The organism is Candidatus Rokuibacteriota bacterium, from assembly GCA_016188005.1.
Lineage (GTDB): Bacteria > Methylomirabilota > Methylomirabilia > Rokubacteriales > CSP1-6 > UBA12499.
The window spans coordinates 46,776-68,208 of sequence record JACPIQ010000035.1 but is presented as its reverse complement, the minus strand read 5'-3'; the positions used below and the strand labels follow the sequence as shown (position 1 = coordinate 68,208).

19 protein-coding genes are annotated in these 21,433 nt (G+C 71.1%); 12 read left to right on the top strand and 7 right to left on the bottom strand.

The genetic code is table 11. The features are described 5' to 3' along the window. Nucleotides 1-357: 357 nt before the first annotated feature. Nucleotides 358-1,581 carry a molybdopterin-synthase adenylyltransferase MoeB gene (moeB, locus tag HYV93_07925; protein MBI2525898.1) on the bottom strand — a complete coding sequence of 408 codons (1,224 nt, stop codon included), beginning with the start codon at nt 1,579-1,581 and terminating at the stop codon, nt 358-360. 395 nt (nt 1,582-1,976) lie between these two features. On the opposite strand from moeB, the gene HYV93_07920 reads away from it, so the two are divergent. The 6 genes from HYV93_07920 to HYV93_07895 are packed head-to-tail and all read left to right on the top strand — an operon-like array spanning nt 1,977 to nt 7,537. After that, the gene (locus HYV93_07920) at nt 1,977-3,038 is read left to right on the top strand and encodes a glucose-1-phosphate thymidylyltransferase (GenBank protein MBI2525897.1); all 1,062 of its coding nucleotides are present in this window, start codon (nt 1,977-1,979) and stop codon (nt 3,036-3,038) included. Nucleotides 3,039-3,051: 13 nt separating this feature from the next. Beyond that, nucleotides 3,052-3,588: a dTDP-4-dehydrorhamnose 3,5-epimerase family protein gene (locus HYV93_07915; protein MBI2525896.1), complete on the top strand. Its 537-nt coding sequence runs from the start codon at nt 3,052-3,054 to the stop codon at nt 3,586-3,588. Continuing rightward, nucleotides 3,585-4,583: a dTDP-glucose 4,6-dehydratase gene (gene rfbB / locus HYV93_07910; GenBank protein ID MBI2525895.1), complete on the top strand. Its 999-nt coding sequence runs from the start codon at nt 3,585-3,587 to the stop codon at nt 4,581-4,583. Before HYV93_07915 ends, rfbB begins: the two co-directional genes overlap by 4 nt. 5 nt (nt 4,584-4,588) lie before the next feature. Then, entirely contained in the window at nt 4,589-5,605 is a 1,017-nt protein-coding gene (locus tag HYV93_07905; protein ID MBI2525894.1) for a serine protease, read from the top strand. Between the two features lie 14 nt (nt 5,606-5,619). Next, nucleotides 5,620-7,023, top strand: a complete 1,404-nt coding sequence (locus tag HYV93_07900; GenBank protein MBI2525893.1) for an HD domain-containing protein — start codon at nt 5,620-5,622, stop codon at nt 7,021-7,023. Nucleotides 7,024-7,048: 25 nt separating this feature from the next. Continuing rightward, nucleotides 7,049-7,537 carry a hypothetical protein gene (locus HYV93_07895; protein MBI2525892.1) on the top strand — a complete coding sequence of 163 codons (489 nt, stop codon included), beginning with the start codon at nt 7,049-7,051 and terminating at the stop codon, nt 7,535-7,537. 41 nt (nt 7,538-7,578) lie between these two features. Here HYV93_07895 and HYV93_07890 read toward each other — a convergent pair whose 3' ends face one another. Continuing rightward, nucleotides 7,579-9,564, bottom strand: coding sequence for a patatin-like phospholipase family protein (locus tag HYV93_07890; GenBank protein ID MBI2525891.1), 1,986 nt, complete (start codon nt 9,562-9,564; stop codon nt 7,579-7,581). 233 nt (nt 9,565-9,797) lie between these two features. Between HYV93_07890 and HYV93_07885 the strand changes: the two genes are divergently transcribed. Further along, nucleotides 9,798-11,174 (top strand): FAD-dependent oxidoreductase, encoded by a 1,377-nt coding sequence (locus HYV93_07885; protein ID MBI2525890.1) that lies wholly within the window; start codon nt 9,798-9,800, stop codon nt 11,172-11,174. Nucleotides 11,175-11,181: 7 nt separating this feature from the next. On the opposite strand, the gene HYV93_07880 is transcribed toward HYV93_07885, so the two are convergent. Genes HYV93_07880 through HYV93_07865 form a run of 4 tightly spaced genes read right to left on the bottom strand, consistent with a single transcriptional unit; the run spans nt 11,182 to nt 16,735 of the window. After that, on the bottom strand, nt 11,182-12,816 hold the full coding sequence (locus HYV93_07880; protein ID MBI2525889.1) for a methylmalonyl-CoA mutase: 1,635 nt from the start codon (nt 12,814-12,816) through the stop codon (nt 11,182-11,184). Next, nucleotides 12,813-13,805: a TIGR03560 family F420-dependent LLM class oxidoreductase gene (locus HYV93_07875; GenBank protein MBI2525888.1), complete on the bottom strand. Its 993-nt coding sequence runs from the start codon at nt 13,803-13,805 to the stop codon at nt 12,813-12,815. Before HYV93_07875 ends, HYV93_07880 begins: the two co-directional genes overlap by 4 nt. A 9-nt stretch (nt 13,806-13,814) precedes the next feature. Beyond that, the gene (locus tag HYV93_07870; protein MBI2525887.1) at nt 13,815-15,554 is read right to left on the bottom strand and encodes a glutaconyl-CoA decarboxylase subunit alpha; all 1,740 of its coding nucleotides are present in this window, start codon (nt 15,552-15,554) and stop codon (nt 13,815-13,817) included. A gap of 17 nt (nt 15,555-15,571) precedes the next feature. Then, nucleotides 15,572-16,735, bottom strand: coding sequence for an acyl-CoA dehydrogenase family protein (locus HYV93_07865; protein ID MBI2525886.1), 1,164 nt, complete (start codon nt 16,733-16,735; stop codon nt 15,572-15,574). Between the two features lie 261 nt (nt 16,736-16,996). On the opposite strand from HYV93_07865, the gene HYV93_07860 reads away from it, so the two are divergent. From HYV93_07860 to HYV93_07845, 4 genes are all read left to right on the top strand, one after another. Further along, nucleotides 16,997-17,218, top strand: a complete 222-nt coding sequence (locus HYV93_07860) for an acetyl-CoA carboxylase biotin carboxyl carrier protein subunit (GenBank protein ID MBI2525885.1) — start codon at nt 16,997-16,999, stop codon at nt 17,216-17,218. A 15-nt stretch (nt 17,219-17,233) separates the two neighbouring features. Continuing rightward, nucleotides 17,234-17,413 carry an OadG family protein gene (locus HYV93_07855; GenBank protein MBI2525884.1) on the top strand — a complete coding sequence of 60 codons (180 nt, stop codon included), beginning with the start codon at nt 17,234-17,236 and terminating at the stop codon, nt 17,411-17,413. Further along, the gene (locus tag HYV93_07850) at nt 17,406-18,542 is read left to right on the top strand and encodes a sodium ion-translocating decarboxylase subunit beta (protein MBI2525883.1); all 1,137 of its coding nucleotides are present in this window, start codon (nt 17,406-17,408) and stop codon (nt 18,540-18,542) included. Before HYV93_07855 ends, HYV93_07850 begins: the two co-directional genes overlap by 8 nt. A gap of 78 nt (nt 18,543-18,620) precedes the next feature. Beyond that, nucleotides 18,621-19,820, top strand: a complete 1,200-nt coding sequence (locus HYV93_07845; GenBank protein MBI2525882.1) for an MFS transporter — start codon at nt 18,621-18,623, stop codon at nt 19,818-19,820. Here the strand turns inward: HYV93_07845 and HYV93_07840 are convergent. Then, nucleotides 19,799-20,185 (bottom strand): VOC family protein, encoded by a 387-nt coding sequence (locus tag HYV93_07840; protein MBI2525881.1) that lies wholly within the window; start codon nt 20,183-20,185, stop codon nt 19,799-19,801. The genes HYV93_07845 and HYV93_07840 overlap by 22 nt on opposite strands. A gap of 25 nt (nt 20,186-20,210) precedes the next feature. Here HYV93_07840 and HYV93_07835 point away from each other — a divergent pair, with 25 nt between their 5' ends. Next, nucleotides 20,211-21,431 carry an MFS transporter gene (locus HYV93_07835; GenBank protein ID MBI2525880.1) on the top strand — a complete coding sequence of 407 codons (1,221 nt, stop codon included), beginning with the start codon at nt 20,211-20,213 and terminating at the stop codon, nt 21,429-21,431. Nucleotides 21,432-21,433 lie beyond the last annotated feature (2 nt).

The window sequence follows — 21,433 nt, the reverse complement described above, 5'->3', positions numbered from 1 at the left end:
GATGCAACGTGGAGCGTCACTCACAGCCGCGTCATCCCACGAGGCTCGTGAAAGGGGGCGATGACGGCCTCGCCAGGACGCACAGCCGGCCCGCGCAGAGAAGTCCTCGAATTCATTGTCCTCTCTCTTCCGGAACGCCGAATGCCCCTCTCGGCATAGCGGCAACAGCCCCGTCCGGGTCCGCACATCCAAGCGGTGAGTCATGCAGAAACCTTGCCGCTCGGAATCGAGGCAGAGTGTACAGGAAATGCGGGCGGGGCAACCAGCGCCCCCGTGGTGCAGTGCCGCGGCGGAGAGAGCTCAGCGCCGAGACGAGCGTGCCTGCTGCGGTCTACTCAGCCCCGCCGGCCAGGGAACTCAGCCCCCGGCCTTGGCCGTTGGCGCGCCGGCCGCAGTGGGCTGGCCATTGTCCTCGATGGCGCAGGCGACGGCTCCCGCCTCCCGGTGGATGGACAGATCCTTGATGCTCGGGTTCTGGCCGCAGACGGGGCAGTTGGGGTCGCGCCGCAGCTTCACTTCCCGGAAGCGCATGCCGAGGGCGTCGTAGGTCAGGAGCCGCCCGATCAGCGGCTCCCCCGTCCCGAGCAGGACCTTGATGGCCTCCGTCGCCTGCACGAGCCCGATCACGCCTGGGAGCACGCCCAGGACCCCGGCCTCGCTTCAGCTGGGCACGAGCCCCGCAGGTGGCGGCGTCGGGTAGAGGCAGCGGTAGCACGGCCCCTGGTCCGGGGCGAAGACGGTGGCCATGCCCTCGAACTGGAAGATCGAGCCGTGGACATTCGTCTTGCCCCCGAGATAGCAGGCGTCGTTGACCAGGTAGCGGGTGTCGAAGTTGTCCGAGCCATCGACCACGAGGTCATAGTCCTTGATGACGTCCATCACGTTGTCCACGTCGATGCGCATGGGCAGCGGGATGACGGTCACGTCGGGGTTGAGCGCGCGGATCATCTCGCTTCCCGACTCCACCTTGGAGCGGCCGACGTTGGGCGTGGTGTGCAGGATCTGGCGCTGCAGGTTCGAGACGTCGACGACGTCGCCGTCCATGAGCCCGAGGGTGCCCACGCCGGCGGCGGCGAGGTAGAGCGCCGTGGGCGAGCCGAGGCCGCCGGCCCCGATCAGGAGCACCTTGGAGCGGAGGAGCTTGCGCTGCCCCTTCTCGCCTACCTGCGGCAGGAGGAAGTGGCGGCTGTAGCGCTGGATCTGCTCGGTCGTGAGCGGCTGATCCTTGACCACGGGAAGACCGGACTGGGCCCACTTCTGGAAGCCGCCCTGCAGGTTGACCACGCGCTCGTAGCCCAGCTCCTTGAGCTGCCTGGCGGCGAGCACGGAGCGGAGCCCCGTCTGGCAGTAGAGCACGATGGGTGTGGAGGGCTCGGCGGCCACGGTGCCGATGCGAAACTCGAGGAACCCGCGGCTGATGTTGGCCGATCCCTCGATGTGCCCGTCACGGTACTCGTCCGGGTCCCGCACGTCCACCACCACAACCGGCTCGCCGGCGTCGAGCCGCTTCTTGAGCTCGGCCGGACCCTGTTCGGGGATCACCTGGCGGGCCTCGGCGAGCATCTGCTTGAGTGTCTTCATGGGCCTGGTCCTCCATCACCTGGCACGGGCACCCGGGCTTCGCCCGCCCGTGCCCGCCGGAATCTCACGATGCGGCCTATCCCGCGCGCGATCCCAGTCGCCGTCACCCGGGCTTCGCCCGCCCGTGCCCGCCGGAATCTCACGATGCGGCCTATCCCGCGCGCGATCCCAGTCGCCGTCACCCGGGCTGTCGCCTATTTTCTCACCAGGGGCGGGCGCCCGGGCTTCGCCCGCCCGCCCCCGCCGGAATCTCACGATACGGCCAGTAGGTCGCGCCTCGCCAGTCGCGCTTAGCCGGCCTATGGGATCTAGATTACCAGCATTTCCGATCGGGTGTGTTGAGAAGTCTCGTACCCTGGCTCTGAGTGGCCAAGGTTGCTATAATCGGCCCGGAAATGAAAGGCCTAATCCTGTCCGGTGGGCGCGGCACCCGGCTCCGGCCAATCACATTCACCTCGGCCAAGCAGCTGGTTCCCGTGGCCAACAAGGCTATCCTTTTCTATGGGATCGAGGCGCTCGCCGACTCCGGTATCCGGGAGATCGGGATCGTGGTGGGCGATACCCGCCGGGAGATCCGGGAGGCCGTCGGAGACGGCGGCCGGTTCGGGGTCTCGGTGACCTACATCGAGCAGGAGGCCCCTCTCGGCCTGGCCCATGCCGTCCTCGTCTCCGAGCCATTTCTCGGCACCGACCCCTTCTGCATGTACCTGGGGGACAACCTGATCCGGGAGAAGCTCGCCCCACTGGTGGAGCGGTTCCGGCAGGAGAAGCCCAACAGTCAGATCCTGCTGGCGCGGGTGCCCAACCCGAGCCAGTTCGGCGTCGCCGAGCTCCGCGATGGCCAGGTCGTGCGGCTCGTCGAGAAGCCCAGGACGCCGCCATCGGACCTGGCATTGGTGGGCGTCTACATGTTCGACGCCTCCATCTTCCGCGCCGTGAAGGCCATCCGCCCCTCGGCCCGCGGCGAGCTCGAGATCACGGACGCGATCCAGTGGCTCATCGACGCGGGCCAGGTCGTGCGGCCCCACGTGATCGAGGGATGGTGGAAGGACACCGGCAGGCTTGAAGATCTCCTGGAGGCCAACCGCATCATCCTCGACACCCTGCTGCCGCGCAGCGACGGTACGGTCACGGACTCCGAGATCCTGGGCAAGGTCGTCGTGGAGCCGGGAGCCCGCATCCTCAAGAGCACGCTCCGGGGCCCAGCCATCATCGGGAAGGGCGCGGTGATCGAGAACGCCTACATCGGACCCTTCACCTCCATCGGCGACGGCGTCACGGTCCGGGGCAGCGAGGTGGAGCACTCGATCCTGCTCGAGGGCTCGAGCGTGGTGGATGTGGGCGCGCGCATCGAGTCGAGCCTCATCGGGCGCAACGTCTCGATCTACCGTACCGTCGCCAAGCCCCGCTCCTTCAACTTCATGCTCGGGGATCGCAGCGAGGTCGGTCTTGTCTGAGGCCGGCCGGCCCATGGACCTGAACGACGCCGCCACCCGCGCCTTCTCCCTCCAGGACTACTCGGCGCCGCCGCAGATGCCGGGGGTCGAGATCGTGGACCTCAAGCGCTTCACCGACGACGGGGGCAGCTTCACCGAGCTGGGACGGCTCTCGGCCGGTGCCCACGGCGCCTTCCCGGGCTTCGTCGTCCAGCAGGTCAACTACAGCGAGATGGACCCGGGCGTCATCAAGGCCTTCCACCTGCACCGGCGCCAGACGGATGTCTGGTTCGTCCCGCCCGGCGACAAGATGCTGCTCGTGCTGCTGGACGTCCGGGCGGGCTCACCCACCGAGAAGGCCTGCCGGCGCCTCGTCCTCGGCGACGGCAGCGCGCGGCTCGTGCGGATCCCGCCGGGCGTGGCCCATGGCGTGCGGAACCTGGGGACGGCGCGGGGGCGCATCGTCTACTTCGTGGATTGCCAGTTCACCCCGGATCCCGCCCAGTGCGAGGAGGGGCGCCTGCCCTGGGACTTCGCGGGGGCGGAGATCTGGGAGCCCAGCCGCGGATGAAGCTCCTCGTCACGGGCGGCGCCGGCTTCATCGGCTCCAACTTCGTGCGCCACGTGCTGGCCACGCATCCCGAGGACTCCGTCGTCAACCTCGACAAGCTCACCTATGCCGGGAATCCGGAGAACCTCCGCGACGTCGAGCAAGACGCGCGCTACCGCTTCGTCAAGGGGGACATCTGCGACCGGACGCTGGTGGCCGAGCTCATGGCGGGCGTGGACGCCGTCGTCCACATGGCGGCCGAGACCCACGTGGACAAGTCCAACCTCGGCGCGGACGACTTCCTGCGCACCAACGTCACGGGCACCTTCACCCTGCTCGAGTGTGCCCGGGAGAGGCGCCTTGCGCGCTTCCTGGCGGTGAGCACCGACGAGGTGTACGGCAGTCTCTCCCGCGGGGCCGCCCGGGAGCTGGACCCGCTCAACCCCTCCAACCCGTACTCGGCCTCCAAGGCCGCCGCGGACCTGCTGGCGCGCGCGTACTGGACGACCCACCGGCTGCCCGTCGTGATCACGCGCAGCAGCAACAACTTCGGTCCCTACCAGTACCCGGAGAAGGTCATCCCGCTGTTCATCACGAACGCGCTCGAGGACCGGCCGCTGCCGCTCTACGGCGACGGCCGGAACGTGCGCGACTGGCTCTACGTCCTCGACAACTGCGCTGCCATCGACCTCGTCCTGCGGCGCGGCAGGGACGGGGAGATCTACAACATCGGCGGCGTCAACGAGGTCGAGAACATCGTGCTCACGCGGCAGATCCTGCGGCTCCTGGGCAAGCCCGAGTCGCTCATCACCCCCGTCACCGACCGTCCCGGGCATGATCGCCGCTATGCCCTCGACAGCGCGAAGGTGCGCGGGCTCGGCTGGACGCCGGCCCATGCCTTCCCCGTCGCGCTGGCCGCTACCGTCGAGTGGTACCGCCACCACGCCGCGTGGTGGCGGCCCATCAAGTCAGGCGAGTTCAAGGCCTACTACGACCGGCAGTACGCGCCGGGATAAGCCGCATGCGACGCCCCGTCGCATTCCTCCTCGCGCTGCTCGGACTGCCCGCGGTGCTCATGGCCGCCCCCACGGGCTCCGAGCGCCGCCCCGAGCCCTCGGCCGTGCCGGGGTTGCCCGCCTTCGCCCGCGCCGCGGCACCCGCCGTGGTGGGCCTGCGCGTGCAGGTGCCCGGCGACCGCCCGTCGGCGGCCACGCTCGGAGTCCACCGCTCCGGCAGCGCGGTGATCTTCGACCCGGCCGGCCTCGCCATCACGGTGAGCTATCTGCTCCTCGACGCCGAGCACATCACCGTGGCGCTCCAGGATGGCCGCAGGGTCCCGGGGCGCCTCGTGGGGCTCGATCTCGAGGCGGGGCTGGGCGTGATCAAGCTCGCCTGGCCCGGCCCGTGGCCGGCGGCGCCCCTCGGCGACTCCACCGCCATGGCCGCCGGGGACCGCACGGTGACCCTGGGCATCACCGGCGGGGACGAGCTGGTGGCCACCCATGGGCGGGTGGTCGAGATCCGGCGCTACTCGGCGCCGTGGGAGTACCTGCTCGACCGCGCCTTCATCGTCTCGCCGGCCAACCCGGCCTTCGGCGGCGCCGCGCTGGTCGGGTCCTCTGGCCGGATCGTGGGGGTCACCTCGCTCCGGCTGGGCGAGGGCGCGCTCGTGAACCTGGCGATCCCGATCGAGAAGTTCCTGGCCAGCAAGGACGAGCTCCTGGCGCGCGGCCGGGTGGAGAGCCGCCGGCCGCGGCCCTGGCTCGGGCTGGTGACCGAGACCCGGGAGGGCGGCGGCGTGGTGGTGCAGGGCGTCTCCCCGGTCGGCCCCGCCGCGCCGGCGGGCTTCCGTCCCGGCGACCTGCTCGTGACGGTGGGGGGCCGGCGCGTGTCCAGCCAGGAGGAGTTCTACGCGCGGCTGTGGGAGCACCGCGTGGGCGAGCCGGTCGACATCGTGATCGAGCGCGCCGGGCGGCGCCAGACGATCACGGTGCGCCCGGCGGACCGGTACCGCGTCTACCGGACCACGGAGAAGTAGGCGGGCCTCAGGGCATGCAGGGCATCGATACCTACCAGGGGCGCGGGCTCATCGCCGACCCCATCCACCGCTACATCCTCTACACGCGTCCGGACGGGATCCCCGGGGAGAGCACGGAGCAGGACCTCATCGACTCGCCGTGGATGCAGCGCCTCCGGCGCGTGCCGCAGCTGCAGTCGGCGCGCTGGGTCTACCCGGCGGCCGAGCACAGCCGCTTCCAGCATTCCCTGGGCGCCATGCACCTGGCCGGTCGCTTCGCGCAGCAGCTGCACCCCTCGCTGAAGGCCGAGTTCCCCGACGCCCCCTCGGCGGCCCTGCTGGAGGAGCTCCTGCGCATGGCCGGGCTCCTGCACGACGTGGGGCACGGGCCCTTCGGCCACTTTTTCGACGACAACTTCCTCGCCGACTTCGGCCTGACCCACGAGAAGGTCGGGCAGCGCATCATCCGCGAGGAGCTGGGCGACCTGCTGCGGGCGCTCACGCGCAGCCCCTCGGGCCGCTTCGAGCCGGGCGAGGTCATCGACCCCGCCTGGATCTGCTACCTGATGGGCAAGACCTTCTCCCTGCCCGAGGCCGAGCACCCCCGCTGGCTTGGCCACCTCAAGCCGCTGCTCTCCGGGATCTACACCGCCGACAACATGGACTACGTCCTCCGCGACTCGTACATGTGCGGGGTCGCCGTGGGCCCCATCGACGTGGACCGGATCATCTACTACTCGTTCTGCAGCGACAAGGGGCTCACGCTCGACCGCGGCGGCATCCAGGCCTTCGTCATGTTCCTCAACGCGCGGTTCTACATGTACAGCAACGTCTACTACCACCGCACGACCCGCGGCATCGACCTGCACCTGAAGGAGATCTTCCGGGACACCATGCGGCTGGCGTTTCCCCACGACATCCACAAGGATCTCGCCCCCTACCTGCGCATGACGGAGTGGACCCTCCTCGAGGAGGTGGCGCGCTGGCCCGACGCCGAGGACCCCGAGCGACGGGCGCTGGGGCTCGAGTGGCGACGGGTGCTGGAGCGGCGGCTCAAGTGGCGCATGTCCCACGAGGTCGTGCTCGATATCTTCGAGCCGCGCCGCGGTCAGGGGTTCATGAAGGCCGAGGAGCTGGAGGGCCTGGTGCGCGAGTACCTGCCGCCGGCCCTCCGGGCCTTCCCGTTCAAGATCGACATGGCGCAGCAGGACCCGCGCCCGCTCAACCCGATCGGGATGCAGGACCGGCAGATCTACGTCTACGACTCGGCGGCCCGGAGCGTCTCGGCCGAGCCGCTGAAGGAGCTCCTGAAGTACCTGCCGGGGAAGGTCGCGCAGTGCCGGATCTTCGCCGCCACCCACGAGCACGATCGGCACCTGGCCGTCGCGCTGGAGCGGGCGCTCACCGAAGACCGCCCCGCCCACCCCACCAACCTGTAGCGAGACCGGGATCGCGCCCCCCGCCATGGACCTCATGGAAGCCAAGAACCGTGTGGCCGAGGCCCTGGTGGAGTCCATCTTCCGTCGGGCGCGCTACGAAGTCGTGCCGTACCGCCGGGAGGGGACCGCCGGGCTCCGCGTCGGCCGCGAGGACTTCTCGCCGGACTTCCACGTCCGGCCGGCCGGTGCCAGCGGCGACCGGGACTTCCTCATCGAGGTGCGCTATCACCCGTCCATCGACCAGTTCCTGTCGGTGGAGGAGCAGCGCGGGGAGCGGTCGCTGTTCCAGATGGCGCGGCGGCAGTGGCCGGATCTCCACTTCGTCCTGGTGAGCGACCGGCCCGAGAGCGGGCGCTCCTGCTTCCAGGCCTTCGCGCTGTCCGCCTGGGCGCCGGGGGCCCGGTGCCGGACGACGGACCTCGCCCGCGTGGAGGAGATGGGCATCTTTCCGCACAACGTGACGGATCACGAGCAGCTGATCCGCCGCATCTTCGCGCTGCTGTCGAGCCCGTGAGCGGGGAGGGGTCCGGCTCGTCGTGCGGGCTGTCCGCCCGCTCAGGAGCACGGGCGGCATCGGCTGGCGCCGGCTGGCACGGAAGGAGGCGAAACCGCCGCCGCGGGCCGCGGGGGCTCGGCGAGCGACTCCCGGCATCGGGGTTTGCCGGCTGCCCGGCAGATCTCGGGCAAGTGGTGCCAGGTCAGGCGCGCCCCGGCCCAGAACGCCGCCTCGACCTCGTCGCTGTCGAGCTCGCGCAGGGTGTCGAGACTCGCGACCTTGTCGACGAGGGCGACGTCCTCCGGGGCCGAGAGCGAGCAGCGCTCCGCGCACGACGTCGGGCTCAGAACGAAGACGCGGGTCTCGCCCGCCGGAGCCTGAACCCAGGCCCGGCGGCGCTCCAGCACATACGGCTGGACCTGGCGCCGCGGCTCGTCGCGTCGGAACTGGCCCCCCGTGTAGGTGCGGAAGATCCATTCCTGGATGGCCCGTGACGACAGGTCCCACCCGTGCGCGGTCATCTGCAGCGCCGAGGGCTTGTAGCGGGCCGCTGGCGGCTTGGGTTCGGCACCCAGGTCCGACATGATCAGGAGGTCGGGATACCGCGCCGGCGTGGCGCGCGCGAGGTACTCCCTCAGCCCTTCCACGCCGAGGTTGTCGACGAGTCCTCCGTCCACGTACCGACCCCCGCCGATGGATACCGGCTCGAAGGCGACGGGGAAGGCCCCGGAGGCGGCCACGAGCCGGCCGAGCGCGAGCGGCCCCGCGGGGGCCGTGCGGCTGCTCGGGATGCCCACCGCGTCGCAGATATCGTGCACCCCCTCCGTCCAGAAGGCCACGCGCGCCCCGTCCCGGTACGCGGTCGTGTTGACGATCAGCGTGGGCGGCCCCGTCTGCGCCAGCGTCCGGCCGCGGAAGTAGACGTCGTCGAAGTGCCGGGCGTAGGTATCGCCGCTTCCCGACGTCGGGAAGGCCAGTCGTCGTGCCATCGCGAACAGATCGAGCAAGTCGTCCGCCAGGCCAGGTCTGGCCGCGCTCAGGTGGGCCTTGAACCGCTCCGGAGCCCAGCCGGTGGCGTAGGCCGCGCCAACGATGGAGCCCCCCGACACCGTGGAGAGCGCATGAATCGGGATGCCCGCCTCGTCGAGCATCCAGAGCACGCCGGCGTGTGTGGCCGCGGCGCGATACCCTCCGCCGGACAGCGTGACGGCGACGACACGGTCGGACGCGCCGGCGAGCTGCCGCCGGCGCTCGAGCTCGGCGCCGAGCTCGCCGGCGGACGGCTCGAGCGACCGGCGGGTCCAGGGCAAGGCCACCTCGCGCGCGACCGATAGCGCGAGCCACGCCACGAGGATGGCCCCCAGGACCAGCCCGGCGCCGGACAGGACTCCCCCACGCGCTGGATCGCGGGCCGGCGGAGGCGACGGCGTGGGTGGCCGGGAGAGCCCCGCGAGTCCGCGCTCGAGTCGCGCGGGGAGCCACTGAAAGAGCGTCACCCGCTCCGCGAGCAGGAGGCGAAGCGCCCCCAGCAGCACCATGCCGAGAGCGCTCAGGGCCGCCCCCAGGAAACCCGGCCCCGTGGTCCGCCAGTAGACCGCGAGCACGAGGCCGCCCACGAGTACCGCCAGGAGCGCGCCCCCGACGATGGCCAGCGGAACCCTGAGCGCGGGCATCGTGTGCAGTGCGCTCCCGCCGACGAGCACCAGAGCCGCGGCCACCACCAGCGCGGCGGTGACCCACGCGCTCGCTTGATCGGACGCGACCACCATGCCGAGAAGCCCGAGGAGCAGGATCAAGCCGATCACCGTCGCCCATCCCAGTGTCCAGATCCAGCCGATCACCCTGCCCAGAAGGACCAGCGGTGCGAGCTCCGCCAACGGGTCGGTTGGCGGCAGAGGGAGGGGCAGGCCAGGCGGGCCGGGGGGGCGCGTCCCGGCTGACTTCATCAGCGTCGACGTGTTCAGGGTCTCGACGGGCGAGGGCTCCGGGGCCTTCGGCCGGTCCGTGACCCCGGGCTGGCTCTCGGAACGGCGCCTGATCTTCATCGTCTGCCTCAGCATAGCGCGCACAGGATGCCGCGCGGAAGCTGGCAGGCGGCAGCTCGAAGGTGCGCTCGGCTCGAGGGCCTGTTGACGGCCCAGGGGCCACGGGGGCAAGATCGCAGCCGGTGGGGCTGGCAGGACGCAGCCCCGCCGGCGCCTCGACCCGGCTCGAGCCGCGGGCGCCTGCCCGTCGTCTACCGCCGGTTCCGGTTCGATCAGGCCCTTCGGGGGGTGCGATGCGAGAGCGCGACGCAGAGCTGGTCGTGGTGGGCGGAGGCCTGGCCGGTATCGCCGCCGCGCTCGAGGCGGCGGAGGCGGGGATCCGCGTGCTCCTGCTCGAGAAGATGGACGAGACCGGCGGCTCATCGGCCATGAGCTCGGCCTGTCTGGCGTTCGCGGGAACCGACCTGCAGCGGGCGCAGGGCATCGAGGATTCCGACGAGCTTCTCTTCCGGGACCTCCGCGAGGTCGGAGGCTTCGAGAACGACGAGCGCATCGTCGGCGCCTACGTTGTCCACCAGCGCGACACCTACGAGTGGCTGCGGCGAAAAGGGGCGGAGTTCAGCCCGGTCATCGAGGCCTCTTCGGGCCAGTCGGTGCCGCGCGTGCACACGACCGATCCCGCCGGGCTCGTGCGCCTCCTGGAGCGGCTGGGCCGGGAGACCGGGCGTGTGGAGGTCCTCACGGGCGTTGCGGCGCGCCGGCTGCGGCGGGGCGCGCCCGACGGGCGAGTCGACGGGGTGATCGCCGAGCGTGGGGGCGAGGGCCTCGCCATCACGAGCCGGCGCGGAGTCATCTTGACCTGCGGCGGGTTCGGCCGGAACGCGGAGCTGATCCACCGCTTCGCGCCGGGGTACGAGCGGGCGATCCTCATCGGTGGCGAGGGGAATGTCGGGGATGGGCTGAAGATGGCGTGGGCGCTCGGCGCCGACGTCCGCGACATGGCCTACATCAAGGGCACGTTCGGCAAGCACCCCGTCGACACCACCACCGTGCATGCGTGCCTGGCCGTCTACAAGGGGGCCATCGCGGTCAGCCAGGAGGGCCGGCGCTTCGTCGACGAGTCGATCTCCTACAAGCTGCTCGGCGATGCCTGCCTCCGGCAGCCCGGCGGCTGCGCCTACCAGATCCTCGACGAGGGCATCTTCGAGCAGGGCGAGAACGCCATGCGCCTCTTCGACTTCGAGCGGCGGCTCGCGGCGGGCCTGATGCTCAGGGCCGAGCGCCTGGAGGAGCTGGCGGCGATGATCGAGGTGCCGCCGGACGCCCTCTGCCGCACGGTGGCCGACTACAACCGCGGCGTCGCGGCCGGGCACGACCCGGACTTCGGTCGCAGGCACCTCGTCCACAGGCACGGAGCGCTGCGCCGCATCGAGCGGCCGCCCTTCTACGCCTACCCCTCGGCGACGGCGATCTTCGGCACCTACTGCGGTCTCTGCGTCGACCCGGCCATGCGGGTCCTCGACGTCTTCGGCGAGCCCATCGCGGGCCTCCTCGCCGCCGGGGAGATCGTCGGCGGCCTGCACGGCAGCGCCTACATGACCGGTTCGGCACTCGGCAAGGCCGCCATCTTCGGCCGCATCGCCGCGCGGACGGCGGCGGCGGGGGCGTGATCCGGGCTCAGAAGACGACCGGCTCGCGGAATTCCCCGAACACCTCCCGGAGCCGCGTCACCATCTCACCGATCGTCGCGCGCGCGGCGGCGGCCTCGAGGAAGTGAGGCATCAGGCTCTCCCCTCCCGCGGCTGCCTGGCGGAGGGCCTCCAGCGCCTTGTCGACGCGCCGTGGGTCGCGCGCGCGCCGGCTGCGGTCGAGCCGCGCCAGCTGGTGGCTCATGGTCTCCGGGCTCTCGCGGAAGAACTCGCCCCCCGGGGCCTCCTCCGTGCGGTCCCAGTTGACGCCGACGATGCGGCGGTCCCCGGCCTCGACGGCCCGCTGCCAGCGATAGGCGCTGTCGGCGATCTCCTGCTGCACCCGGCCGGCCTCGACGGCGGCGACCATCCCGCCTTCCCGCTCGATGGCCTCGAGCTTGGCGGCCACGGCGGCCTCCATCCGGTCCGTGAGATCCTCCAGGAAGTAGGCCCCGCCGAGCGGGTCCACCACCGCCGGCACGTTCGTCTCCTGCGCGAGGATCTGCTGCGTGCGAAGCGCCAGGAGCGCCGAGGCCTCCGTCGGGATGGCGATGGCCTCGTCCCACGCGCAGGTGAAGATGGTCTGGGCGCCGCCCAGCACGGAGGCCAGCGCCTGGTAGGCGACGCGCACCACGTTGTTGAGGGGCTCCTGCTGCGTGAGCGTGCTGCCCCCGCACACGACGCCGAAGCGGAAGTGCCACGCGCGCGGGTCGCGCGCGCCGAAGCGGTCGCGCATGAGGCGGGCCCAGAGCCGGCGCATGGCGCGGTACTTGGCGACCTCCTCGAAGAGGTCCGAGTGCGTGTAGAAGTAGAAGGAGAGCCGCGGCGCGAAGGCATCCACCGCGAGGCCGCGACGGGTGACGTGCTCGACGTAGGCGATGGCATCGGCCAGCGTGAAGGCCGCCTCCTGCACCGCCGTCCCCCCCGCGTCCCTGAAGTGGGCGCCCGCGATGGAGATGGGGTTGAAGCGGGGCAGCTCGCGCGAGGCGAACTCGATGCTGTCGGCGATCATCCGGAGGGCCGGCCGCACGGGGAAGTTCCAGGTGCCGCGGGCGACGTACTCCTTGAGGATGTCGTTCTGGACGGTGCCCGTGAGGCGGCGCGGGGCGAGCCCCCGTTCCTGCGCCACGACGACGTACATGGCCAGCAGGATGGCCGCGGTGGCGTTGATGGTGAAGGACACGCTGATGCGGTCCAGCGGGATGCTCTCGAAGACCGCGGCCAGGTCGTCCACCGTGTCGATGGCGACGCCCACCCTGCCCACCTCGCCCTGCGCGCGCGGGTCGTCGGAGTCGAGCCCCATCTGGGTCGGCAGGTCGAAGGCCACCGACAGGCCCGTCTGCCCGTGCTCCAGGAGGAAGCGGTAGCGCGCGTTCGTCTCCTCCGGGGTGCCGAAGCCCGAGTACTGCCGGATGGTCCAGAGCCGGTTCCGGAACATCCCGGGATAGATGCCGCGCGTGAGCGGGAAGGCGCCCGGGACGCCGAGGCGCTCCCCGTACTCCGGCGTGAGGGCCGCGGGGAAGTAGCACGGGTCGAGCGGCAGTCCCGCGTGGGTGGCGGCGGGGCTCACCTCGCCAAGGTCGGCGAGCCAGCGGGTGCGGGCGTCGTCCTCCGGTGTCGTCATGGCTTCTCCTCCTCCGTCGCGCTCGCCGGTCGCGCCGCCCGGCGCTCCCCGGCAAACACGGGCGCCACGTCCTCCAGGAAGCACTGGTAGGCGTCCCAGTCGACCGGGGGCCGGAACGCGATGTTCAGGCCCTGGGCGCCCACCGCGCGGTACTGGCCGATGCGGTCGATGGCCTCCTGCGTGCCCCCGAGCAGCGCCCCGCGCCGGTGCGAGTCGGGCATCGCGGCGTAGCGCTCGCGACCGCGCGCGATGGCGTCGGCATCGGCGCCCATCAGGAAGTGCACGTTGACGGTACGCTGGAGCGTCCTCGGGTCGCGCCCGATCTGCTCGCAGGCGCGGTCCAGCTCCTCCAGACGCGCCCTGCAGTCGGGCGGATCCAGGTACGGCGTGTTGAAGCCGTCGGCGTACCGGGCGGCCACGCGCGGCGTGCGCCTGGGGCCGTGCCCGCCGACCCAGATGGGCAGGTGCTCCTGGAGCGGCTTGGGCGCGCAGATGGCGCCCCGGACCTGGTAGTGCCGGCCCTGGAAGTTCGTGACGGGGTCGCTGAACATGGAGCGGAGGATCTGCAGCGCCTCCTCCAGCATGTCGAAGCGCTGCCCGACGGGCGGGAAGGGGAAGCCGAACTCCTCGAACTCCTCGGCGAACCACCCCGCGCCCACGCCCAGCTCCACCCGCCCGCCCGAGAGGTGGTCGATGCTCACCACCGCCTTGGCCAGCAGCGCGGGATGGCGGAACGGCACGCAGATCATCATCGAGCCCACCCGGACGCGCCGGGTCGCCGCGGCGACCGCCGCCATGGTGGAGATGCCCTCGAAGCATGGGACCTGCCGCGTCGAGGGGGTGGTGAGCGGGTTGGCGTACAGGTGGTCGGAGACGGACACCCAGTAGAGCCCGGCCTCATCGGCCATGCGGTAGATGCGGAGCAGATCCTCCATGGAGTGGGTCATGGACCCGACGTGAACGCCGATCTTCATCGCCATCGTCGACATGCGGGCCCCTCAGCGCGCCTTCTTCGGGCGCTCCTGGCCACGGACGACCTGGGACCGGATCAGCCGGGGCAAGAGCATCTGGTGCTGGGGGCAGATGGACGGGGGATTCTGGTAGGCGGCGCCGGCGAAGGTGACCATGTAGCGGCGGAGGTCCTCGAAGGGCACGACCTCGTCCACGAATCCCCGGATGGCGCAGTAGATCGGCCGCGACTGCTCCTGGTACTGCCGGGCCAGCGCGTTCATCTGCTCGATCACGGGCCCGAGCGGCCGCCCGGCCTCCTTCTCCTTGACGAGGCGCCGCGAGAACGACGCCACGGCGGCCGTCTCCCCGTGCATCACGTTGAGCTCGGTGGCGGGCGTGCCGAGCGTGAAGGCGTTGTGGTTGTTGGCCGTGGGGCCGCCCATGATGTAGTGCGCCGCGGCCGTGCCCTTCCGGAGCACGACGAGCATCATGGGCAGCTCCGTGTGCTCGATGGAATAGATGAGCGACTGGCCCAGGCCCAGCAGCTCGGCCTTCTCGGCCGTGTCGCCGACGTCGATCCCGGTCGTGTCCTGGAACCAGATGATCGGCACCCGGTCCCGCCCGCACTGCGTGACGAACTCGCTCATCTTGATCAGGCCCTGGCGGTAGAGCTTGCCGCCGATGCCGATGTACTCGGTGGTGTACTCCGGGTAGTGCATCCCCAGCAGGCCCTGGCGGTTGCCGATCACGCCGACCAGGAGGCCGTCGACCTTGACCAGGCCGGTGTAGACCTCGGGGCCGAATCCCGGCCGGAACTCAAGGTGCTCGCTGCCGTCGACGAGGCGGGCCAGCGCGTCCTCGAAGCTGTAGACGGCCTTCGGGTTGAGGGGGACGATCGAGGCGAGGTCGGAGAGCGGATACCTGGGTTCTGCGGGCTCGGCGACCCGGAAGAACTTCGGGTCATACGCGGGCATCTGCGCCACGCACGCCTTGAGCGCGTCCAGGACCTCGGCCTCCGTGTCGAACACGGCCCGGAAGAAGCCGGTGGAGTCGTGGTGGATGCGGACGCTGCCCGGGGGAACCTCCTTGAAGCGGCGGGCGGCGGCGATGATCTGCTCCGCCCCGGCCTCGTCGAAGGAGCCCTTGGGGCTCATCCCGCTGACGATCCCGCCGCCCCCGACCGCCATGTTGGCGTTCTTGTGGGCGAAGAGGAGGGTGGGGCTGATGCTCTGATAGCCCCCGCCGGCCGGGTTCGTCCCGTAGATGCCGGCCACCACCGGGATGCCGTCCTGCTCGAGCTCGGCGTGGCGGAAGAACATGGTGCCGCCGCCCCGGCGGCCGGGGTACACCTCGTCCTGCTGGGTCAGCTTCACACCGGAGCAGTTGACCAGCCAGACCAGGGGCAGGCGGAGCCGCTTGGCGAGGTCGGCGACGCGCAGCTGGTTCTCGGCCTGGCCGGCGATCCACGCCCCGGACCTGCCGCCGATCCGGGCCAGCCCATCGACGACGCCGGTCACGCCCTCCTCGGTTTGGCGAGGGTTGTAGAGCGTGTGCAGAGGACAGAACATCCCGGGATCCACGAGGTACTCGATACGGTCCCAGACCGTCATCTCGCCCCGCTCCCGGATCTTCCCGGCCGGCAGCCCCGCGCCCTTCACGCGGTCCACCTCGGCGCCGAGCTCCCCGAGCATCGCCGCGATCTGGTCGCGGTTCTCGGCCATCTCCGCGACGTCGGCCGGCTTGAGCGGCTTGCCGAGCGCATCCATCTTCTCGAAGTACGGGCGCATGCGCGATCTCCCTCCGCTTACCTGTTGGCCTTGCGATAGCCGAGCTGATCGAGCGCGATGATCATCTTGCAGATGTTGGCCGAGCCCTCGACCATGAAGTACGTGGGGGCGTCCCGGTAATAGCGGGCGACGGGGTACTCGGTCGAGTAGCCGTAGGCGCCGAGGATGCGCATGGCGTAGCTGGCGGCCTTCGCCACCACCTCGCCGGCCAGGTACTTGGCCTGGGCCACTTCCAGCGCGTTGCCGAGGGTGCCCTGATCCTTCTGCCAGGCGGCCCGGTAGACCAAGAGCCGCGCCGCCTCGATCTCCGTGACCATCTGCGCCACCATGTCCTGGTTCATCTGGAACTGGCCGATCGGTTGCCCGAACTGCTCCCGCTCGGTGCAGTACCGCGTCACCTGATCCAGACACGCCTGGGCCAGACCCACCGCCCCCGCGGCCGCCTGGAGGCGCGTCTGGTTGAGGGAGCTGAAGACGATGCCGGCGCCGTCCCCCGGCCGGCCCAGGGTGTTCTCCTTGGGGATCCGCACGTTCGTCAGCGTCAGCTCCCCCGTGGGCGAGAGATACGATCCCAGCTTGTCGAGGTCCGAGGTCGTGACCCCGTCCACGCCCTTGAGCTCGACGACGAAGGCGGAGAGCGACCGGCCCCCCGCGCCCCGGTCGGTGTGGGCGTAGTAGATGACCACGTCGGCGAGCGTCGCGTTGGAGATCCACGTCTTCGATCCGTTCAGGAGCCAGTGGTCTCCGCGGTCCTCGGCGGTGGACTTCATGCCCATGACGTCGGAGCCCGCGGTGGGCTCGGTGATGGCGAAGCCCCCCAGGTACTCCGCGCTGACCAGCCTGGGGATGTACTTCCGCTTGAGCTCCTCGGCGCCGTACCGGAGGATGGGAAAGGCGCAGCCCACCGTCTCCATGTTGATCTGGACCCGGAGGGAGCTGCAGGCCCGCGCGATCTCCTCGGTGACGATCATGGTCGCGAGCCAGCCCATGCTGTTGCCGCCGTACTCCTCGGGGATCACCGTCCCCAGGAAGCCGAGCTCCGCCATGGGCTTGACGACTTCCCGGTAGGGGAAGTAGTGCTCGGCGTCCCACTGCTGGACGAAGGGTGTGATCCTCTCGGCGGCGAACTCCCGGGCCACCTGCGCGAGGGCTCTGAGCTCGTCGGACAGCTCGAAGTGCATGTCGTCGCCCCTCCTCTTGAAGAGCGGCTGCCATCCGGGTCCGGGGGGGTGAGCCCGAGGCGGAAGGATTGCCGTCGCGTCCCCGCTCGCAGGCCCGCTCACGCGCGGCGCCGGCCCGGGGCTGGGCCAGAATACCATGGCGACGGCGCCGAGGGCGACGGCGTCGAGTTTGACTGGCTCGGCCGGCGCGTGGTAACGTGGCGCGCCTGAAAAGGCGGGCCGGGGTCAACGCCGAACACCAGACAGAGGAGCGACGACGGAGTGGCTGAGGAGATCGTGGAGGCACCTGCGCCGGGCAAGATCCTTCGGGTGTACGCCGAGGCGGGCAAGCCGCTCGCCGAGGGCGACCGCATCTGCATCATGGAGGCCTTGAAGATGGAGCTGCCGATCGTGGCCCCCGTGGCCGGCACGGTCACGGCGGTCCACGTGTCTCCCGGCCAGACCGTCGAGGCCGGGGATCCGCTGGCCGTCATCGAGGGGTAGTCCCGGGAACGCCTCGTGCGCAATGCCACCTGGTTCGTCCTGGCTGGCATGGGGATCGTCTTCGCCACGCTGGGCCTCCTCGTGCTGGCGATGAGCGCCCTCAACCGCTGGTTCGGGCCGGAGCCGGCCGGCGCCCGCGACGAAGGACGGCCGGCACCTCGGAGCGCCCGCCCGACCGGGGCGAGGAATGCCTGAGGGAGAGTTGCTGGGTGTCTTCGCCCTGACCTGGCAGGCCGCCATCATGCTCGGGCTCGGCGGCCTCCTCGTCTATCTGGGCATCGCCAGGCAGGTCGAGCCGGTGCTCCTCGTTCCCATCGGGACCGGCGTCATCCTGGCGAACATCCCCCTGGGCGGCGTCGCGGAGGCCGGCGGCTTCCTCGCCGTGCTGAAGACCGCCGGGATCGACACCGAGCTGTTCCCGCTCCTGATCTTCATCGGGGTGGGCGCCATGATCGATTTCGGCTCCCTGCTGGAGCGGCCGTACACGGTCTTCCTGGGCGCGGCCGCCCAGTTCGGGATCTTCGGCACCTTCTTCCTGGCGTACTTCCTGGGCGACGGGGGCCTGCGCCTGTTCGACTTCAGCTTCAAGGACGCGGTGTCCATCGGCATCATCGGCTCGGCGGATGGCCCGACGTCCATCTACGTGGCCACCATCCTCGGCTCCAAGTACACGGCCTCCATCGTGGTGGCGGCCTACTCCTACATGGCCCTGGTGCCCATCATCCAGCCCCCCATCATGCGGGCGCTCACCACGGAGACCGAGCGGCGGCTCGCGATGCCCGCCCGGGCCCGGACAGTGTCCCGGCGCGCTCGCGTCGTGTTCCCCATCGCGACCATCCTCGTGGTGGGTCTCGTCGCGCCGAAGGCCACTCCGCTCATCGGCACCCTCATGTTCGGCAACCTCCTGCGGGAGGCGGGCGTGCTCGAGCGGCTCTCCCAGGCGGCGCAGAACGAGATGGCCAACATCGTGACGATTCTGCTCGGGCTCACGGTGGGAGGCATGATGGCGGCCCGGGACTTCCTGCGGCCGGAAACGATCATGATCTACGCCATGGGGGTCGTGGCCTTCGCCGTCGGCACCGCCGCCGGGCTGCTCCTGGGCAAGCTGATGTACGTGGCCTCCGGCAAGCGGATCAATCCCCTGATCGGGGCGGCCGGGATCTCGGCGTTTCCCATGTGCGCGCGGGTCGTCCAGAAGGTGGGCCTCGAGGCCAACCCGAGGAACCACCTGATCATGCACGCGGCCGGCGCCAACACGGCCGGCCAGATCGCCTCGGTGGTGGCCGGGGGCGCGGCGCTCGCGCTGGTTCCGTTCTTCGCGTGATGAAGCTCGTGGAACCCACCACCGCCGGCCCCCGCCGCCACGCGATCCCGACATTCCGCGAGGTCCGTTGACGACGGCGTGACCGGCGGGCGACGGGCGCTCGGCATCGCCGCGCTCACCCTGGCGGTGCAGAACGGCATCGTCATGGCCTTCGCGGTCCTCTACCTGCCCCTGGTCACCGAGTTCGCCGCCCCGCGCCGCGATGTCGCCGGCGTGCAGTCCGTGGCGCTCCTGCTCGGGGGCTTCACGGGGCCCCTGGTCGGCTGGGGGCTCGACCGGCTCGGCCCGCGGCGCTTCTTCCCGGCCTGCGCGGTGGTCGCGGCCTGCGGGCTTGTCCTGGCCAGCCGGGCCGGCAGCCTCGGCGCGCTGACGCTCACCTACGGCGTGCTGGGCGGCCTCGGCCTGTCGGGCCTCGGCAGCCAGGCCAACATGACGGTCGCGGCCCTGTGGTATCCGCGGGCGCGCGGCCAGGCCATCGCGCTCGTGGATCTCGGCACGGGGCTCGGCGCCTTCGCCTTCATCCCGCTGGCCCAAACCCTCGTGGCGCTGGTGGACTGGCGCGGCGTGCTGCTGGTCTGGGCGGCCCTCCTCCTCGCGGTGATCGCCCCTGCCAACCTCCTCCAGCGGCTCCCCGGGCCCGCGCCGGCCGCCGCGGCTCCTGCCGCGGCAGTCCCGACGGAGCCGGCCGGCTGGACACTCGCACGAGCGGCGCGGACGGCCGCCTTCTGGAACCTCGTGGCCTCACGCGGGCTCTCGGCCATGGCCTTCCCGCTCATGAACGTCCACATGGTGGCCTTCGCCATCGGGGCCGGCGTGGAGCCGGCGCAGGCAGCCGCCGCCCTGGGCAGCGTGAGCCTCGTGAGCCTCGGCGGGCGGCTCTGCACCGGGTGGCTCGCGGACCGGATCGGCCGCGCCCAGACGCTCTCGATCACCTATGCGAGCGCGGTGGGCGGGATCGCCTGCCTCGCCGCGCTGGGCTGGCAGGGCTGGCGGGGGTGGCTCCTCGGCTATGTCCTCCTCTACGGCGTCGCCCAGGGCTCCTCGGGCATCGTCGCCTCGGCGCGGACGGCGGACATCTTCGCGGGGCCCACCTTTGCGACCATCTACGGGTGGATGTCTCTCGCGGTGGGACCGGGCGAGGCGATCGGAGCGTGGGCCGGTGGCGCCATCTACGACGCCACGGGCAGCTACCTCGGGGGCTTCGGCTTCGTGGCGCTGGCGCTCGTGCTGGGGGCCGCGACGATGTGGCGCGTGCGTCAGCCGGCGGGGTCCACGTAGAGCTCGATGTCGTTGCCGTCCGGGTCCTTCACGCAGAAGGATGGCGCGGCCCCCGCCATCTCGCCGAATGGCACCAGGCCCTGCCTCTCCACCTCGCGCCGCGCCGCCGCGAGGTCGTCCGGGCTCCGGCCCACCCGGAAGGCGATGTGGTAGAGACCGGGCGCGCCCCGAGGGAGCGGCGCCCCCGCGCCGCGGGCGACCTCGAGGGCGATGTCATGAGGGCGCGCGCCGGCGGACAGGAAGGCGATGCGCCCGCCCTTGCCGCGTCCGGTCTCGCGCAGGCCGAGGAGGTCGCGGTAGAAGTGGAGCGCCGCCTCGAGATCGCGAACGAAGAGGGCGACGTGGCCGAGCTCGGTGACCTTCACCGCGCGGGTAGTGTAGCATAGGGCCATGACCCCGGACCCGGCCGCTCCGGCCGTGCCTCTGACTGCCTCTGTCGTCACGGCCGCCGGCGAGCGGGTCCGGCCGAACATGCGTCTGCTGGGGCTGCTCGGTCTCGGCCACATGGTGATCGACGTCAACCAGGGATCGCTGCCGGCCATCCTGCCCTTCCTCAGGTCGGCGCTCGACCTCTCGTACACGGCCACGGGGGTCATCGTGCTCGCGGCCAACATCACCTCGTCACTGATCCAGCCCCTCTTCGGGCACCTCGCCGACCGGAGCCGGCGACGCTGGCTTCTGCCCGTGTCGGTGCTCCTCTCGGCCGTGGGGCTCGGGCTGACCGGACTGGCGCCCTCCTACGGCGTCGTGGTCGGCCTCGTGATCATCACCGGCTTCGGCGTGGCAGCCTACCATCCCGAGGGTTACCGCACGGCGACGGTCGTGGCCGGAGACCGCAAGGCCACCGGCGTGTCGATCTTCTCCACGGGTGGGAACATCGGGATCGCCGCCGGGCCGCCGCTGGTGACGGCGCTGCTGACGGGCTTCGGGATGCCCGGCACGCTCGGGATGCTGATCCCGGGCTTCCTCGTGGCAGCCCTGCTCGTGGCCGTGCTGCCGATGCTGTCGGTTCCGGCGCCGGCCGCCAGCGCACCCGGCGCGGCCGCCGCCGGGACGCGGACCATGCTGGGAGCCATGAGCCTGCTGATCCTGATGGTCGCGATCCGCTCGTGGACGCAGCTCGGCTTCACGACGTTCATGCCCTTCTACTATCTCGACGTGCTCCACGGCGATCCGCGGATGGTGGGCACCATGCTCGCCATCTTCCTGGGGGCCGGCGCGCTGGGCACGCTCTGCGCCGGGCCCGTCGCCGACCGGGTGGGCGTGCGGCGCTACGTCGTGAGCGTCTTCCTGATGGCCGCGCCCCTCGGGGCCGGGGTGCTCTTCGTCGAGGGGGTCCTCGTCTTCGTCCTGCTCGGGGCGCTGGGCTTCGTCCTGGTCTCGACCTTCACCGTCTCGGTTGTGCTGGGGCAGGCCTACCTCCCGCGCAGTCCCGGCATGGCCTCGGGGCTCGTCGTGGGCTTTGCCATCGGGGCGGGAGGCCTCGGGGCGAGCGCCCTGGGCTGGGTGGCGGACCAGTGGGGGCTTGCGGCGGCGCTGTGGATCTCGGCCCTCTTGCCACTGGCGGGCTTCTTCGTGGCCCTGGCCCTGCCCGAGCCGGGCCGCCGCTAGCT